The organism is Burkholderia sp. GW821-FHT14F03 (assembly GCF_058803765.1).
Genome location: NZ_JBXAPG010000047.1, coordinates 1 through 15,538, shown reverse-complemented (window position 1 = coordinate 15,538; position 15,538 = coordinate 1). Strand labels below are relative to the sequence as shown.

Below are 15,538 nucleotides of genomic sequence, written 5' to 3'. Positions count from 1 at the left end.
GATTCGATTGTGATGAATACCGTGATGCAACTCCTTTTGCGTCTGTCGATTGTGGTACGGCTTTCACGTAATAACTGTGAAGGTGTGAAACAAGTTGCACACAGGGATTAATCAGAACAAATTGGCAGGCCGCGCGGCGCGCGCTCAACGCGTGTCGTCGAACCACGTTCGGCTCCATTCGGCCATCTTTGGCGCCTGAATCGAAATCCACGCGCTGACGGGCGCCGTGCGCCCGTAGCTCAACACGACGATCGCGCACGCCGCCGCGACGAAAGCGACGCTGGCGCGCGCCCCCGCCGCGTGCACGCCGGCGGCGCGGCCGGGCACGCGGCCGGCGCGCGGCGCGTCGGCCGGCGCGGAGCGCATCAGCCGCAACGTCGACGCCGCCGCCGCCGCGCCGAGCGCCCACCCCGACACGACTTCCGACCATGCGTGGAAACCGAGCGCGACGCGCGACCAGCCGATCGCGAACGCGAACAACAGGCCGCCGAGCGCCGCGCGGGCGCGCCGTCCGTCGCGCGCGGCAATCGCCGCGACGAGCGGATAAACCGCCGCGCCCAGCATCGTGTGGCCGCTCACGCCGGTGAAGTGCAGCGCCTCGATGCCGATCCCCCAGCCCGCGTAGACGAACTTGCTCAGCGCAACCAGGCCGATCGCACCGGCAAGCGCGGCGCCCCATTCGAGCGCGGCGCGCCGACGCCCGGTCGCGGCCAGCCAGCCCGATGCCGCGACGGCGAGCGGCGCCGTCATGTAGGGATCGCCGAAATTGGTCAGGAAAGACAGGAATTGCATGGCCGGCCGTCGCTGTGCGTCGCGCTCACGCGCGCGCCAATGCGCCATCGCGGGCCGCGTCAGGTCCGGCGCCGCCCGCGCCGGCCGCATCATGGCCCGCCGCGCCGCCCCCGCCGTCCGCCGGCGCCTCGTCCGCGTCGCGGTCGAACGGCGCGCCCAGCATGGGCGCAGCCAGTTCCGCGCGCAGGCCCGCATACGCTTCGAGCACGAGCCGCGCGAAGGCCGAGCGGAACCGCGCGGCGCTGAAGCGCTCCGCGTTCGCACGGCAGGCGTGCGGATCGAAGCTGCCCGCCGGCAAGGCCTCGAAGCGCGCGAGCGCGTCGAGCAGCGCGTCGCTCGTCTGGACTCCGTAGAACAGACCGGTCGGATGATCGCCGGTCGCGCGCACCGACTCGCACACGCCGCCCTTGCCGTACGCGATCACCGGCGTGCCGCAGGCCTGCGCCTCGACGGGCGAGATGCCGAAGTCCTCTTCCGCCGCGAACACGAAGGCCCGCGCGCGCTGCAGATGGTCGTGCAGCACCTCGAACGGCTGATAGCCGAGCAGCGTGACGTTCGGCCCGGCGAGCGCGCGAATCTTGGCGTGCTCGGGACCGTCGCCGATCACGACCAGCCGGCGCGACGGCGTGCGCGAGAACGCCTCGACGATCAGGTCGATGCGCTTGTACGGCACGAGGCGCGAGGCGGTCAGATAGAAGTCGTCCTTGTCGTCGCGGCGCGTCAGGTGCTCGACGTCGACCGGCGGATAAACGACCCGCGCATCGCGCCGATAGGTCTTGCGAATGCGGCGGCTGACGAACTGCGAGTTCGCGAGGAGCAGGTCGACGCCGTTCGCTGAGCGGGCGTCCCAGTTGCGGATGTAGTGCAGCAGCGTGCGCGCGAGCGCCGATTTCGGGCCGCGCGCGAGTCCCGCCTCATTCAGATACTGATGCTGCAGGTCCCATGCGTAACGCACCGGCGAATGCACGTAGCTGACATGCAGCTGGTCGGGTCCCGTCAGCACGCCCTTGGCGACCGCGTACGAACTCGACAGCACGAGATCGTAGCCGGACAGGTCGAACTGCTCGATCGCGAGCGGAAACAGCGGCAGGTAGCCGCGATAGCGGGTGCGTGCGAACGGCAGTTTCTGGATGAACGACGTGCGCACGGGCCGGCCGCGCAAGCACGAACGATCTTCCAGGAAGTCGACGAGACTGAAGAGATCGGCCTGCGGGAAGCAATCGATCATCTGCGCGAGCACGCGTTCGGCGCCGCCATGAACCACCAGCCAGTCGTGAACGATTGCAACCTTCAAACACGGAATCCTATGGAGATGCTGCGCTGAATCGGATGGAGCCTGCGTCGCGAGCAACGGCGCACGGCCGTCGTCGCATGCTGTGCATTATCCGAACAAGCCCGCGCCGCCTATGTGCGGAACCGCACACTATCGCCGCATCGCGTCACGATCCGCGCGGCGCGTGCACCAATCACCAAACAGTGCGCTTACGAACAGAACAACAAGGGGCCTGTCCGTATCGTGGACCCAATGCGACGAGGCTGCGTCGCGCCCTTCTTTCGGCCGCGCGACCGCGCCGCCGACGGGCGCCGGATGCGGCCGTCAGATGAGGAATCGACATCATGGATTGGACCTGCTGTGAATTCAGGCACCTGAGTTCGAACGAGCTTTACCTGATCCTGCGCGTGCGCAACGCGGTCCTCGTGGTCGAGGACGCACACACGTTCCTGGACATCGACGGCAAGGATGAATCGGCCGTCCACGTGTTCGCCACCGACCGCAGCGGCGCCAGGCCCGCGATCGCGGCCTACGCGCGGCTGCTGCCGGGCGACGAGATCGATCCGGAGACGACGATCGACAAATGGCTGACGAGCGCCGCGCACCGCGACGACGGCACGGCAGCCGCGCTGGCCGAGCACGCGCTCGCGGCCGCGCATGCCCGCTGGCCGGAGGCGCCGGTGCGCACCCAGGCGCCCGCGCATCGCGAAGCGTTCTTCGTCGGCTTTGGCTTTCGCAAGGCGGACGGCCCATTTCTCGAACACGGCGCGCCCTACATCGGCATGGTGCGTCCGGTCGGCGGCGCGGCGCGCAGCGTGCGCACGCTGATCCGGCGCGCAAGCCGCGCGGCGGGCGCCGACGCGCACGGCGACGCCGAGCGCTATGTCTTTTCGAACCGACTTTCCGCCGACTCCGGGGCGAACCAATGACCGACACCACCTTGAACACCGCGGCGCGCGCCGCCACCCCCACCCTGCTGCCCGTGATTCTCGCGGGCGGCTCGGGCACGCGGCTCTGGCCGCTATCGCGCGAACACCATCCGAAGCAACTGATCGACCTGATCGCCGACGAATCGCCGCTGGCCGCCACGGCGCGTCGCCTGAACGGCATCGAGCACGCCACGCTCGCGGACACGCTGCTGCTCGTGTGCGGCGAGCAGCACCGTTTCACCAGCGCCGCGCAGGTCAACGCGCGCGGCCTGCCCGCGCGGATCCTGATCGAGCCGGCCGCGCGCAATACCGCCCCCGCGCTCACGCTCGCCGCGCTCGAGGCGCGCGCGCGGCACGGCGACCCGGTGCTCGCGGTGATGCCCGCCGATCACGCGGTGGCGGACGTCACCGCGTTCCAGGAAGCCATCGCGCAGGCCGCGCGCTACGCGCAGGACGACGCCATCGTTACGCTCGGCGTGCTGCCGCGCCGCGCGGAAACCGGCTACGGCTACATCAAGCTCGGCGCGGGCGTGCCGGACGCGCACGGCGCGACGGGCGGCCACGCCATCGAGCGCTTCGTCGAGAAGCCGCACCAGGAGCTCGCGCAGCAATACCTGCAATCGGGCGAATACTGGTGGAACAGCGGGATCTTCGTGGTGCGCGCATCGACCTGGCTCAAGGCGATCGAAGCGCTGCAGCCGAAGATCTTCGCCGCCTGCGAGACCGCATGGCGCACCGGCGCGCAGGACGGCGCCTTCTTCAAGGTCGACGCCGCGACCTTCGCCGCCTGCCCGTCCGATTCGATCGACTACGCGGTGATGGAACGGCTCGCGGACGCGCGCGGTCTCGGCATCCGCGGCCTGATCGTGCCGTTGACGGCCGGCTGGTCCGACGTCGGCTCCTGGGACGCGGTCTGGGAAATCATGCCGAAGGACGAGTCCGGCAACGTCGCGCGCGGGCCGGTCGTGTTCGAGGGCACCGCCGACAGCCTGGTGCGCTCCGAGGGCCGCCTGATCGCCTGCGTCGGCCTCAAGGACGTGGTGGTGATCGAGACGGCCGACGCTGTGCTGGTCGCCGACAAGCATCGCGTGCAGGACGTCAAGCACGTGGTCGCGCGGCTCAAGTCCGACCAGCACGCCGAGGTGCGCGACCATCGCAAGGTCCGGCGGCCCTGGGGCTACTACGATTCGATCGATCTCGGCGAACGCTTCCAGGTGAAACGGATCGTGGTTGATCCGGGCAAGCAGCTGTCGCTGCAGATGCACTACCACCGCGCCGAGCACTGGATCGTCGTGCGCGGCACCGCGCGCGTCACCTGCGGCGAGCGCACCTTCCTGCTCAGCGAGAACGAATCGACCTACATCGCGGTCGGCACCGTGCACCGGCTCGAGAACCCGGGCCGGATTCCGCTCGAGATCATCGAGGTGCAGTCGGGCAACTATCTGGGCGAGGACGACATCGTGCGCTTCGAGGACCAGTACGGTCGCGCGGAAGCGGCAGGCGGTCCTGCGGCAGGCGGTCCTGCGGCTGCCGCCGATGCGCCCGCCGCCGAGGCGGCCGGCTCCACCCCTCGCGCGCATTGACGCCGACCGTCGCGACACGGCGCGCAGCGAAGCGCGCCGCGCCCTTCCCCTCATGAAGATCCTGGTCATCAACGACTACGCCCGCAAGGGCGGCGCCGAGGAGGTCTATCGCACCTCGGTCGAAGTCCTGCGCGCGCAGCCCGGCGTCGATGTGCTCACGTTCGACGAACGCACGCCGGGCGTCGCCGCGGACGGCGCGGCGCGCGCCTGGAACACGGGCGCGGCGCGCGCGCTCGCCGCGCTGCTCGCGCGCGAACAGCCGGCGCGCGTGCTCGTGCACAACTACCACAACCTGCTGTCGCCCGCGATCCTGCCGGTGCTCGCGCGCCATCGCCGCCGCAGCGGCTGTCTCGCGCTGCTGACCTGCCACGACTACCACCTGGTGTTCTACAACCCGAACCTGCTGACTTATCCGGGCGGGCGGCCGACGCCGCTGCCGCTCGACGCGCTGCGGCGCGGCGCGCGCCTGTTCATGCGCGCGAGCCCGCGCGGCGCGCTGCACGACGCGGCGAAGAAGCTGCACTGGCACGCGGTCGACGCGCTGCTGCATCCGGCGCGCGGCTTCGACCTGCTGCTGTGCCCGAGCCCGTACATGCGCGACGCGCTCGCGCAGCGCGGGCTGACCCGCACCCTGCTGCTGGAAAATCCGGTCAGCACCGCGCTCACGGCCGTCGCGCCGGTGACCCGGCAGCGCGAGCGCTTCGATCTGGCCTTCGTCGGCCGCCTCGATCGCGAGAAGGGCCTCGACGAATTCCTCGCGCTCGCGGAGCAGACCGGGTTCGCGCGGATCGCGGGCGTCACGGTCTACGGCGACGGCGACGAGCGCGCCGCGCTCGAACGCAGGTACGCGGCGCACATCGCGGCGGGCCGGCTGCGCTTCGCGGGCCGGCTCGACCACGCCGCGCTGTTCATCGCGCTGCGCGCCCACGACGCGCTCGTGCTGCCGTCGATCTGGGCCGAGAACGCGCCGCTCGTGATCGTCGAGGCGGCGCTGTCCGGGTTGCCCGTGCTCGCGCACGACGTCGGCAGCCTGTCGAGCTTCGGCGACGAGATCGGCAACAAGATCCGCTACACGCATACGCCGGCCGGCCTGGCCCGGGCGTTCGACGCGCTCGGCGCGCATCTCGCCGACCCGCGGCGGCGCTACGACTGGTCGCGCTATACTCTGCCCCACTACGCGGCACGGCTCGGCGCCGCGCTGCAACTGAGCGCCGCCGACGCGCGCGCCGACTCCGTCATGCAACTGACCGCTCCACTCCGATCCGCCGCGCGGCACGAAGGCCGCGCATGACGACGGTACGCAACAACTTCCTGCTGCTGATGACGCTGCAGATATCCACCTACGTGGTGCCGCTCGTCACGCTGCCGCTCCTGACCCGGGTGCTCGGCCCGGACGGCTACGGGCAGCTGTCGTTCGTGCTCGCGGTGGTCACCTACTTCATCAACTTCACGAACTACAGCTTCGACCTCACCGCGACGCCGCGCGTCACGCTCGCGCGCGACGATCGCGACGCGCGTTCGCGGATCTTCTGGGCGACCTTCCTCGCCCAGGCGGCGATCACGCTGGCGGGCTTCGCGATCCTGCTCGCGCTGACCTTCGCGATCCCGCGCTTCGGCGTGGAACGGCCGCTGCTGATGATGGGCTTCGGCATGACGGTCGGCGCGCTGTTCACGCCCGGCTGGTATTTCCAGGGCATCCAGAAGCTGCGCATCTACAGCATCACGCTGTTCGCGTGCCGCGCGCTCAGCGTGCCCGCGATGTTCCTCTTCGTGCACTCGCCCGCCGACCTCGGCGCGGCCGTCGCGATCAACGCGGCCGTGCCGCTCGCCTGCGGCGCGCTGGTGTTCGGCTATCTGATCGTGCAGCGCGAGGTCGGCTTCGTGCGGGTCGGCGCGGCCGACATCGTGGCCACGCTCAAGGGCGGCTGGCAGGTGTTCCTCGCGTCGACCTCGGTCGCGTTCTACGCATCGACCAACACGGTGCTGCTCGGCTTCGTGTCCGGCAACGTCGCGGCCGGCTATTTCGCGGCCGGCGACAAGCTGATCCGCGCGGCGATCAGCCTGCTGCAGCCGCTCAAGGCGGCCGCCTATCCGCACGTGAGCTACCTGATGCATCACGCGCGCGACGACGCGATGGCGTTCCTGCGCAAGCTGCTCGTGGTGCAGGGCGCGCTGGTGCTGTCGATCTCGCTCGCGATCTTCTTCTTCGCGCCGCTCGCGGTGCGGATCCTGTACGGCCCGAGCTACGCGCCGACCGTCGGCGTGCTGCGCTGCATGGCCTTTATTCCGTTCATGGCCGGCATGACCGATCTGTTCGGCGTGCAGACCATGCTGCCGCTCGGCATGAAGACCGCGTTCAGCCGGATCCTGATCTCGTCGGGCATTCTCAACGTCGCGCTGCTGCCGCTGCTCGCGAAGTTCTTCGCGGAACAGGGCGCGGCCGCCGCCGTGCTGATCGCCGAGACCTCGGTGGCGGCCGCGCTCGCGTGGGTGCTGTACCGCCAGCGCGTCGCGATGTTCGCGCGCCCCGCCCCGCGCCGCTAGCGCGGCGGCCGCGCGGCCGGGCCCGTGCTCAGCCCGGGCCCGCCTCGCACCACGGCGCCGGCCGGCCGAGGAAATAACCCTGCACATAGTCGACGCCGAGCGCGCGCAGCTTGCGCAGGGTCGCGGCGTTGTCGACATACTCCGCGACGGTCTTGCAGTTCATCGCGTGGCCGATGTCGTTCAGCGACGCGACGATGTCGAGGCTCGCCGGATTGCGCGCGATGTCCGCGACGAAACTGCCGTCGATCTTCAGATACTCGACGGGCAAGTGCTTGAGATAGCCGAACGACGCCATGCCCGCGCCGAAGTCGTCGAGCGCGAAGCGGCAGCCGAGCGCCTGCAGCTCGCGGATGAAGCGCGCCGCGCCGTCGAGATTGATGATCGCGGCCGTCTCGGTGATCTCGAAGCAGATCAGCGACGGCGGCACGCCGGTGCGCTCGAACTGCGCGCTCACGAAGGCGAGAAAACGTTCGTCGCCCACCGACGCGCCGGACAGATTGATCGCGTACTCGACGAAGCGCCGCTGCCGGATCCGCGCCAACGCGTCGAGCACGGTGCGCACCACCCAGCGGTCGATCTCGGTCATCAGCCCGTAGCGCTCGGCGGCCGGAATGAAGCGCGCGGGCGGCACGACGCCGTCGTCGTCGCCGTCCTGCGTGGCCATCCGCAGCAGCAGCTCGCAGCGCCGCGGCCCGTCCGCATCGGTCTGCGCGCGCGCATCGACGATCGGCTGCGCGTACAGGCGGAAATCGTCGAAGGCCAGCGCATGCCGCACCCGCGCGCTCCACGACACGTCGTTGATGTGATCCGCGAGCGCGCGGTCGAGCGGATCGGCGAACTGCAGGCGATTGCGGCCGCGCTGCTTGGCGACGCCGCAGGCGAGATCCGCGAGCCGCATCGTCTCCTCGAGGCGTGCGTCGCGCCCGGTGCCGCACAGACGCGCGATGCCGATGCTCACGCTGAGCGTGAACGGGTGGCCGTCCCAGTCGAACACGAAGCCATCGAGGCTCGCGCGCAGGCGTTCGGCGCCCTGCTCGACGGCCGCCTCGCCGCCCGCGTGCAGCAGCACGCAGAACTGGTCGCCCCCGAGCCGCGCGAGCACGTCGTCCGGGCCGATGCCCGCGGCGAAGCGCGCGGCGATCTCGCGCAGCAGCGCGTCGCCCGCCGCATAGCCGCAGGTATCGTTGACGAGCCGGAAGCGATCGATATCGAGAAACAGCAGCGCATCGGCGCGCGTCGCGCCGCTCAGCCGGAAATGCCGCTCGAATTCGCCACGGTTGGCAAGCCCGGTCAGCGCGTCGTGCGCCGTCTGCCACCCGCGCTGCCGCGCCAGCTCGCGTTCGCGCACGCGATGCCGCAGCATGGCGCCGGGCTCGCGCGCCAGGACGACGTCGTGCGCCGGATCATCCGATCCCGCCTTGGGCACATCGAGCATCTGCAAGGTCGTGCGCAGCGGCCGCCCGCCCGCGCCGGCCCACGCCGCGCGCGCGGCCCGGCCCGGCGCGCGGCTTTCGCGGCCCGCCCGCGCACCACGCTCGCCGAGCCCGAGCGCGCGCTCCATCCTGCTGACCCGAATCAGGAGACGGCGCAACTGCAGCGCGGGCAACAGCAGCAGCGCGCCGAGCGCGACGATGCCGATCGCCAGCGCGACGAGTGCGCCGTCGCGCGTGGCGGCCAGTTGCCCGTCATCCGCATCGACCTGCGCGAAATCCATGTCGCCCGCGCGCGGCGCACGCCACTGGACCTCGCGCAATGCCGGGCCCAGCGTATCGCGCGACGCCCAGTCGAGCGCCAGCGGCGCGGCATAGGGCGTATCGGCGGCATCGCCGTGCGGCGTCGACGATACGCTGTCGAGACCGTGCCGGATCTCGCGCGGCGGCCCGGCACGGCGCGTGCAGACGCGCGTGAGCGTGCACGCGCAGGCGAAGCCGCCCGCGCCGCACGACGCGCGTCCGCCGCTCGCGAGCGCATCGCGCACGGCGGGCGTGAGCGCGACGCCGAGCAGGCTCACGCAGAACAACGCGCACGCCAACCCGGCGACGGGCCAGATGAGCGGCAGGAGTTGAAGGTTCGCAACTCTGAAGGATCGGGACAGGGCACTATCCATTGACGCGGATCCGGCAGCGGGGAGCTGCTACGCGTCCAAGGAAGCGGATGCAGCGGGACATGAAGGGGTGACGCATTCAAACGTCAAGCGAAGTCCGTTTTACTGTCATTCGATATCACTGCATGATCCGCTATCTATAAACAAGAGTATGTTGTCTGGATCACCCAACTTTATCCGATTTGACGATCATTCGCTTCATCATCTCGCCACGCCCGTCCAGCGCGCCTTTCGCGCCGGCGTCGGCCCGCGTCGCACGCGCCGGCACGCGGCCGTACATCGCGCAATCGTCACGCATCCCTCATTAAATATTCATCGCACGCGACGCCGCGCATTCGGCAATCGGCTTATAGATATTTAAAAATTAACAATCCGAACTAACCGACTCGTATTCCATGCGATCTGGTTTTCAACCATGCCGCGCGACTCAGCGCCGGTAGCCGGGATCGACGCCGTCGACGAGCCGCTGCAGGGCATCGAACGCATCCTGGCCGGCGCCGAAGCGCGGGTCGAGATTGAGCGAGTCGCGCGCGCAGCCCTCGAGCACGGGCGTCGCGATGTCGAGCGCGGGGCCGACGGCCCCGGTCGCGACCTGCACCTCGCACGCGCGGTTGAGCAGCCACATCAGCGCGAACGCGTGCGCGAGGGTCGCGCCGATCGTCACCGGGCCGTGGTTGCGCAACAGCAGCACCGGCCGGCCGGCCGCGCTCGCGACGATGCGCGCGCCCTCGTCGCGCCGCACCGTGATGCCCTCGAAGTCGTGATACGCGATCCTGCCGTACAGCTGCGCCGCGTAGAAATTCGAGAACGCCAGGCCGCCGCGCGACGCGCACACCGCCATGGTCGGCGTCGTATGCACGTGCATCACGCAGTGCGCGTCCGGCAGCGCCGCGTGCAGGGCCGCGTGGAAGGTGAAACCCGCGGGATTGATCGGCCAGTCGGCGTGGCCGATCACCTGGCCGTCGAGATCGATCTTGACCAGGTTCGACGCGCACACCTCGCGGTAGTGCAGCCCGAACGGATTGATCAGGAAATGCCCGTCCTCGCCCGGCACGCGCAGCGAGATATGGTTGTAGATCAGCTCGGTCCAGCCGAGCCGATCGAAGATCCGGTACGCGGCCGCGAGCTGCACGCGGGCGCGCCACTCGGCTTCGCCGAAGCGCGCCGGGCGCGGAAAAGGCTGGTCGGAATGCGAAGTCATGGGGCGTCTCCTGAATGGTCCGGCGCGGCGTCCGGCCTTAAGATGCGAGACGGCGCGCGCCCCGCGAACGACCACGATACGGGCCGGCCGCGCGATGCGCCAACGAACTTTTCTGATCGATTCATCCGTATACCGATATGAATATCAGCCTGAGACAGCTGCGCGCGTTCACGGCCGTCGCGCGCCACGGCGGCTTCACCGAGGCCGCGCGCGCGATGCACGTGACGCAATCCGCATTGAGCCTGCTCGTGAAGGAGCTGGAAGCCGACCTCGGCTTTCGCCTGTTCGACCGCACCACGCGCAAGGTGAGCCTGTCGCAGGCCGGCGAGGAATTCCTGCCGCTCGCCGAGCGGATTCTCGACGACCTGCGCATCGCGACGCAGAACGCGTCGAGCATCGCGCAGTTGAAGCGCGGCATCGTGCGCGTGTGCGCGCCGCAGATCGTCGCGTGCACGCTGCTGCCGCCCGCGCTCGCCGCCTATCGCACGCGCTTTCCCGACATCCGGGTGCGGCTCGTCGACACCCTGCTCGACGCGATGCTGAACCCGGTGCTCGGCGGCGAGGCCGATTTCGCGATCGGCCCCGATCCCGGCCGCGACGACTATCTGGCGAAGCGCCCGCTGTTCCGCAGCCCGCACGTCGTCTGGTGCCGCCCCGACCATCCGTTCGCGGGACGCCGCACGCTCGGCTGGGACGCGCTCGCGGGCGAGCCGCTCGTCGCGACGGGCAGCGACTTCGCGCAGCGCATCCTGCCGCAGGTCCGCGCGCGCCATCCGCGCCTCGCGCTCGACATCGCGCACGAAGCGGCGTTCGTCACCACGGGCTTCGGCCTCGTCGCCGCCGGCCTCGGCATCAATGTCGGCCCCGACTATCTGGCGACGCTCGCGCACAGCTTCCAGCTCACCTCGGTCAAGCTGCGCGCGCCGGTGCTCGGCAGCGTCGTGTGCGCGTTCCACCGGCGCGACCGGCCGCTGTCGCCGGCCGCCGCGAGCCTGCTCGCGTTTCTCGCAGCGCATCTCGTCGCCGCGCGCGGCGGCGCGTGACGCGGCGGGCGGCGCGTTCCGCGATTTGCGCACCGCACAATCCTTCATTAAACTTTCATTTCCATTGCATCCCGTGGCCTCCTCGCCACGTCCTCACGCGCCGCCCGCCCGGCGCGCCCGCCAGCCACGCAGCCCCCTCCGCCTGCGCAGCCAGCCCCGGCCACCGGGACGGCGCGCACGGGCTCGCCGGATGCCGCCTTTCCCCTTCGAGGACGTTCCATCGATGACATTCCGCTTCACCCCACCCATCCACCTCGCCGTCAGCCTCGCGCTGGCCTCGACCGCCCCGGGCGCGGGCGCCGCGCTGCAGCCGATCGACGAAGCGCCCGTCGCGCGCACGGTCGACATGCGCTGCCGGATCCATTCCGATACGAGCACCGACTGCACCACGACCGTCCGTCTCACGATCCTGCGTCCGGCCGGCCGCGAAATGATCTCGCGGCTCGACTTCCGCTACCTCGAGAACGACCGCCTCGACATCCGCGACGCAGCCGTGATCCAGCCCGACGGCACGCGGACGCCGCTCGCGGCGTCGCAGATCGACACCCGCACCGCGCCGAACCCGGCCGCCGGCCTGCGCCGCACCCGCCAGACCTCGCTCGCGTTTCCGGGCCTGCGGGTCGGGAGCGCCGTGGTCTACACGCGCGTCGAGCACACCTCGGCCACACCGCTCGCCGCCGAGTTCCACGAACGCCTGACATTCGGCCCGAAGCCCATACGCGACGACCGCTACCGCGCCGAATTCCAGGCCGACCGGCCCATCGTGTGGCGCGGCGAGCAGATGGAGGACTATCGCATCGAGACGTCCGACGACGACAAACGGCTCGTGATCGACCTGCGCGCGCCGCGCTACGTGAATCTCGTCAACGAAGCGGACAGCGTGCTGCGCCGGATCCCGCGCATCGAAATCGCGAGCAGCCTGAACGCGCAGGACCACTTCGGCGCATACGCGGCCCGCTACGACGCGATCCTGTCCGCGCCGCTGCCGCCCGCGGCCGCGGCGGCCGTGGCCGAGGCGCGCGCGCGTCCCGAGCCGGAGCGGGTCGCCGCACTGCTCAGGCATATCGATGCGCACTACCGCTATCTCGGCGACTGGCGCGCGAGCGAGCGCGGCTACGTGCCGTTCGAGCTGGAGAAGATCGAAGCGAACGGCTACGGCGATTGCAAGGATCTCGCGATCCTGCTCGCCGCCATGCTGAACGCGAGCGGCATCGCCGCGCGCCCCGCGTGGGTGTCGCTCGGCAGCGATGCGCCGCCGCTGCTGATCCCCGGCGCCCGCGCGCCGAATCACGTGGTGGTGCGCGCCATCGTCGACGGTCGCATCTGGTGGCTCGACCCGACCAGCCCGACCTATCTGCCGGGCCGTACGCTGCCCGGCCTGCAGGATCGCTGGGCGCTCGTCGCGGAAGCGGGTGGGCGCGTGCGCGAAGCGCGCATCGCGGCGGAAGCGCCGACCGTCGGCGCGGACGCGATGCTCCACAGCCGCATCGCCCCCGACGGCAGCGCGCGCCTCGACGGCCGCGCCGTGCTCGGCGGGCTGCCGCTGCTGCGCCTGCTCGCGCTCGATCGCGACCAGGGTGCGAGCGTCGGCGACCAGCGGCTGTGCACGCGCTGGTTCAACGAGCCCGTGCGCTGCGACATCGAACGGCCGCGTACCGACAGCATCTGGAGCGGCCCCTATGCGGTGCGCGCGATGGGCGAGGACCGCAACGTGCTGGAACGGGTGTCGGGAAAATCGGTGTATGACGGCGGCAAGCTGCGCGCGCAGTGGGAATACTACGCGGACTACCGGCAGTCGCGCGGCGCGGGCGACCTCTACCTCTCGGACGCCGACGTCACCGAGGTCTCGGTCCGTCTCGACGGGGTGCGGCCGGCGCGGCCGCTCGGCGCGTGCGCCGCGCATTCGCCGTGGTTCGATCTCGACGTGACGCCGGAACCGCGCGCGGAAGGTCTTGCGTACCGCTACCGGTTCGCGCAGAAGGTGCGCTGGCTCGATCACGACGACCTGGCGGGCGACGCGTTCGGCCGCTTCCTCGACGATGCGCGCCGCTGTACCGACGCGCTGCGCCAGACCGTGACCTTCGGGCCATCGCGTTGATGGGTTGATGCGCCGATGCGCCGATGCATTGCGCATCGGCGCATCGGCCTCGGCTCAGTGCGCGCCCGCCGCGCTCGCGGTGTCGGCGCCGCCCGCGCGCGACGGCTTGGTGATCCAGATCAGCGGGATGATCAGGATGAAGATCACGGACGCCGCGTAGAAGATGTCGTTGAGCCCCATCACGGACGCCTGGTTGTTCACCGACGCGTTGAACAGCGCATGCGCGGAGTCCGTGCCGAGCTGCAGCATCGAGCGCGAGTTGTCGATCTGCGCGGCGAACAGCGGATTGGTCGCGTTCGCCTGCTCGGTCAGCCGTTCGTGGTGCAGCACCATGCGGTTGTTCCAGGCATTGCCGATCAGCGAAGTGCCGACCGCGCCGCAGAAGGTCCGCCCGAAATTCGACAGGCCCGCCGCGGCGGGAATCTTGTCGGGCGGCAGCCCGGACAGGATGATCGAGGTCAGCGGCACGAAGAACATCGCCATCGGAATGCCTTGCAGCAGCGTCGGCAGGATCAGGTGCCACTGGTCGATGTCGGTGTAGAACGTGGTGCGCATCATGAACACGATCGCGAAGCTGACGAACGCCATCGTCGCGATGATGCGCGGATCGGAGCGCGGCAGGATGCGGCCCATCAAGGGCGTCAGGATCACCGCGAACACGCCGAGCGGCGCCGTGGTCAGCCCGGAGTCGACGGCGCGGTAGCCGAGGCTGCCCTGCATCCACTGCGGCAGGATCACGAGCGTGCCGAAGAACAGCCCGTACGCCACCGAGATCGCGATCGTGCCGCCCGCGAAGTTGCGCATCTTGAACAGCCGGATGTCGACGATCGGGTTCTTCTCGGTCAGTTCCCACACGATGAAGAACGCGAACGAAACGAGCGACACGATGCCGAGCGCGACGATCATCGGCGAGTTGAACCAGTCGAGATCCTTGCCCTTGTCGAGCATGATCTGCAGCGCGCCGACCCACAGCACCAGGAGCCCGAGCCCGACGGTGTCGATCGGCAGGCGTCGCGCCGGCGTCTCGCGATGCCGGAAGATGCCCCAGGTCACGGCCGCGGCGAACAGGCCCACCGGCAGGTTGATGTAGAAGATCCAGGACCAGCTGTAGTCATAGGTGATCCAGCCGCCGAGCGACGGCCCCGCGATCGGCCCGACGAGCGCCGTCATCGACCACAGCGCGAGCGCGGTCGACGATTTCTGTTTCGGCCACGCGCCCAGCAGCAGCGCCTGCGAGAGCGGCGCGAGCGGCCCCGCGACCGCGCCTTGCAGGATCCGCGCGGCGAGCAGCGTCGGCAGGTTCGGCGCGACGCCGCACAGCCAGGAGGCGAACACGAACAGCAGGATCGAGGTCACGAACAGCCGCACCTGGCCGAAGCGCTGCGTGAGCCAGCCCGTCAATGGAATCGAGATCGCGTTCGCGGCCGCGAAGATCGTGATCACCCAGGTGCCCTCGTCGACGGATACGCCGAGGTCGCCCGAGATGGTCGGGATCGCGACGTTCGCGATCGACGAATCGAGCACGTTCATGAACATCGCGAGCGACACCGCGAGGGTGCCGAGCGCGAGCTTTCCGCCCGAGAGCGGTGGAGGAGCAGCGTGTTGGGACATGGAGGCGTGCCTGCGTGGAAGGGGCGCGGCGGATGCGCCGCTCAGGCCGCCGGCCGCGCGGCCGGCGCCGGCGCGGCAGCGTTCGCGCCGCCTGCGTTCGCGCGGATGATGCGGGCGATCTCGGCATCGGCCTCGTCGCCGTACTTCGCGAACACGTCGGTCTGGTAGACCGTGTTCTGCACGCTGCCGAGCTGGCCGCCGCTTTCGTCCTTGATCGCGACGTCGACCTGCATCGACAGGCCGATGCGCAGCGGATGCTTCGCCAGCGCCTGCGGATCGAGCGCGATCCGCACGGGCAGGCGCTGCACGACCTTGATCCAGTTGCCGGTCGCGTTCTGCGCGGGCAGCAGCGAGAACGCG

General features: G+C 70.1%; 11 protein-coding genes and 1 pseudogene. 6 read left to right on the top strand and 6 right to left on the bottom strand.

Annotation, left to right across the window (positions count from 1 at the left end):
- Positions 1 to 144 precede the first annotated feature (144 nt).
- Both AC1RQF_RS26560 and AC1RQF_RS26555 read right to left on the bottom strand, forming a co-directional pair.
- Positions 145 to 792 carry a phosphatase PAP2 family protein gene (locus AC1RQF_RS26560; RefSeq protein WP_273999122.1) on the bottom strand — a complete coding sequence of 216 codons (648 nt, stop codon included), beginning with the start codon at positions 790 to 792 and terminating at the stop codon, positions 145 to 147.
- A 25-nt stretch (positions 793 to 817) separates the two neighbouring features.
- Positions 818 to 2,086, bottom strand: a complete 1,269-nt coding sequence (locus AC1RQF_RS26555) for a glycosyltransferase family 4 protein (RefSeq protein WP_337995293.1) — start codon at positions 2,084 to 2,086, stop codon at positions 818 to 820.
- Between the two features lie 323 nt (positions 2,087 to 2,409).
- Here AC1RQF_RS26555 and AC1RQF_RS26550 point away from each other — a divergent pair, with 323 nt between their 5' ends.
- Genes AC1RQF_RS26550 through AC1RQF_RS26535 form a run of 4 tightly spaced genes read left to right on the top strand, consistent with a single transcriptional unit; the run spans position 2,410 to position 7,121 of the window.
- Entirely contained in the window at positions 2,410 to 2,994 is a 585-nt protein-coding gene (locus AC1RQF_RS26550) for a GNAT family protein (RefSeq protein WP_273999123.1), read from the top strand.
- The gene (locus AC1RQF_RS26545; RefSeq protein WP_273999124.1) at positions 2,991 to 4,577 is read left to right on the top strand and encodes a mannose-1-phosphate guanylyltransferase/mannose-6-phosphate isomerase; all 1,587 of its coding nucleotides are present in this window, start codon (positions 2,991 to 2,993) and stop codon (positions 4,575 to 4,577) included. Before AC1RQF_RS26550 ends, AC1RQF_RS26545 begins: the two co-directional genes overlap by 4 nt.
- Before the next feature lie 52 nt (positions 4,578 to 4,629).
- Positions 4,630 to 5,868: a glycosyltransferase family 4 protein gene (locus AC1RQF_RS26540; protein ID WP_492873310.1), complete on the top strand. Its 1,239-nt coding sequence runs from the start codon at positions 4,630 to 4,632 to the stop codon at positions 5,866 to 5,868.
- Complete coding sequence (locus AC1RQF_RS26535) at positions 5,865 to 7,121, top strand: flippase (RefSeq protein ID WP_273999128.1); 1,257 nt, start codon at positions 5,865 to 5,867, stop codon at positions 7,119 to 7,121. The genes AC1RQF_RS26540 and AC1RQF_RS26535 overlap by 4 nt, the downstream gene beginning before the upstream one ends.
- A 28-nt stretch (positions 7,122 to 7,149) precedes the next feature.
- Here the strand turns inward: AC1RQF_RS26535 and AC1RQF_RS26530 are convergent, their stop codons facing one another.
- Both AC1RQF_RS26530 and AC1RQF_RS26525 read right to left on the bottom strand, forming a co-directional pair.
- Entirely contained in the window at positions 7,150 to 9,228 is a 2,079-nt protein-coding gene (locus AC1RQF_RS26530) for a putative bifunctional diguanylate cyclase/phosphodiesterase (RefSeq protein WP_273999129.1), read from the bottom strand.
- 424 nt (positions 9,229 to 9,652) lie between these two features.
- Positions 9,653 to 10,426 carry a class II aldolase/adducin family protein gene (locus tag AC1RQF_RS26525; RefSeq protein WP_273999132.1) on the bottom strand — a complete coding sequence of 258 codons (774 nt, stop codon included), beginning with the start codon at positions 10,424 to 10,426 and terminating at the stop codon, positions 9,653 to 9,655.
- Between the two features lie 137 nt (positions 10,427 to 10,563).
- Here AC1RQF_RS26525 and AC1RQF_RS26520 point away from each other — a divergent pair, with 137 nt between their 5' ends.
- Positions 10,564 to 11,469: a LysR family transcriptional regulator gene (locus tag AC1RQF_RS26520; RefSeq protein ID WP_273999133.1), complete on the top strand. Its 906-nt coding sequence runs from the start codon at positions 10,564 to 10,566 to the stop codon at positions 11,467 to 11,469.
- 223 nt (positions 11,470 to 11,692) lie between these two features.
- Positions 11,693 to 13,567 (top strand): DUF3857 domain-containing transglutaminase family protein, encoded by a 1,875-nt coding sequence (locus AC1RQF_RS26515; protein ID WP_492873309.1) that lies wholly within the window; start codon positions 11,693 to 11,695, stop codon positions 13,565 to 13,567.
- Positions 13,568 to 13,621: 54 nt separating this feature from the next.
- On the opposite strand, the gene AC1RQF_RS26510 is transcribed toward AC1RQF_RS26515, so the two are convergent.
- Both AC1RQF_RS26510 and AC1RQF_RS26505 read right to left on the bottom strand, forming a co-directional pair.
- Positions 13,622 to 15,178: a DHA2 family efflux MFS transporter permease subunit gene (locus AC1RQF_RS26510; protein WP_492873308.1), complete on the bottom strand. Its 1,557-nt coding sequence runs from the start codon at positions 15,176 to 15,178 to the stop codon at positions 13,622 to 13,624.
- A 41-nt stretch (positions 15,179 to 15,219) separates the two neighbouring features.
- Positions 15,220 to 15,538 (bottom strand): annotated as a pseudogene (locus tag AC1RQF_RS26505) (EmrA/EmrK family multidrug efflux transporter periplasmic adaptor subunit); the annotation flags it as partial.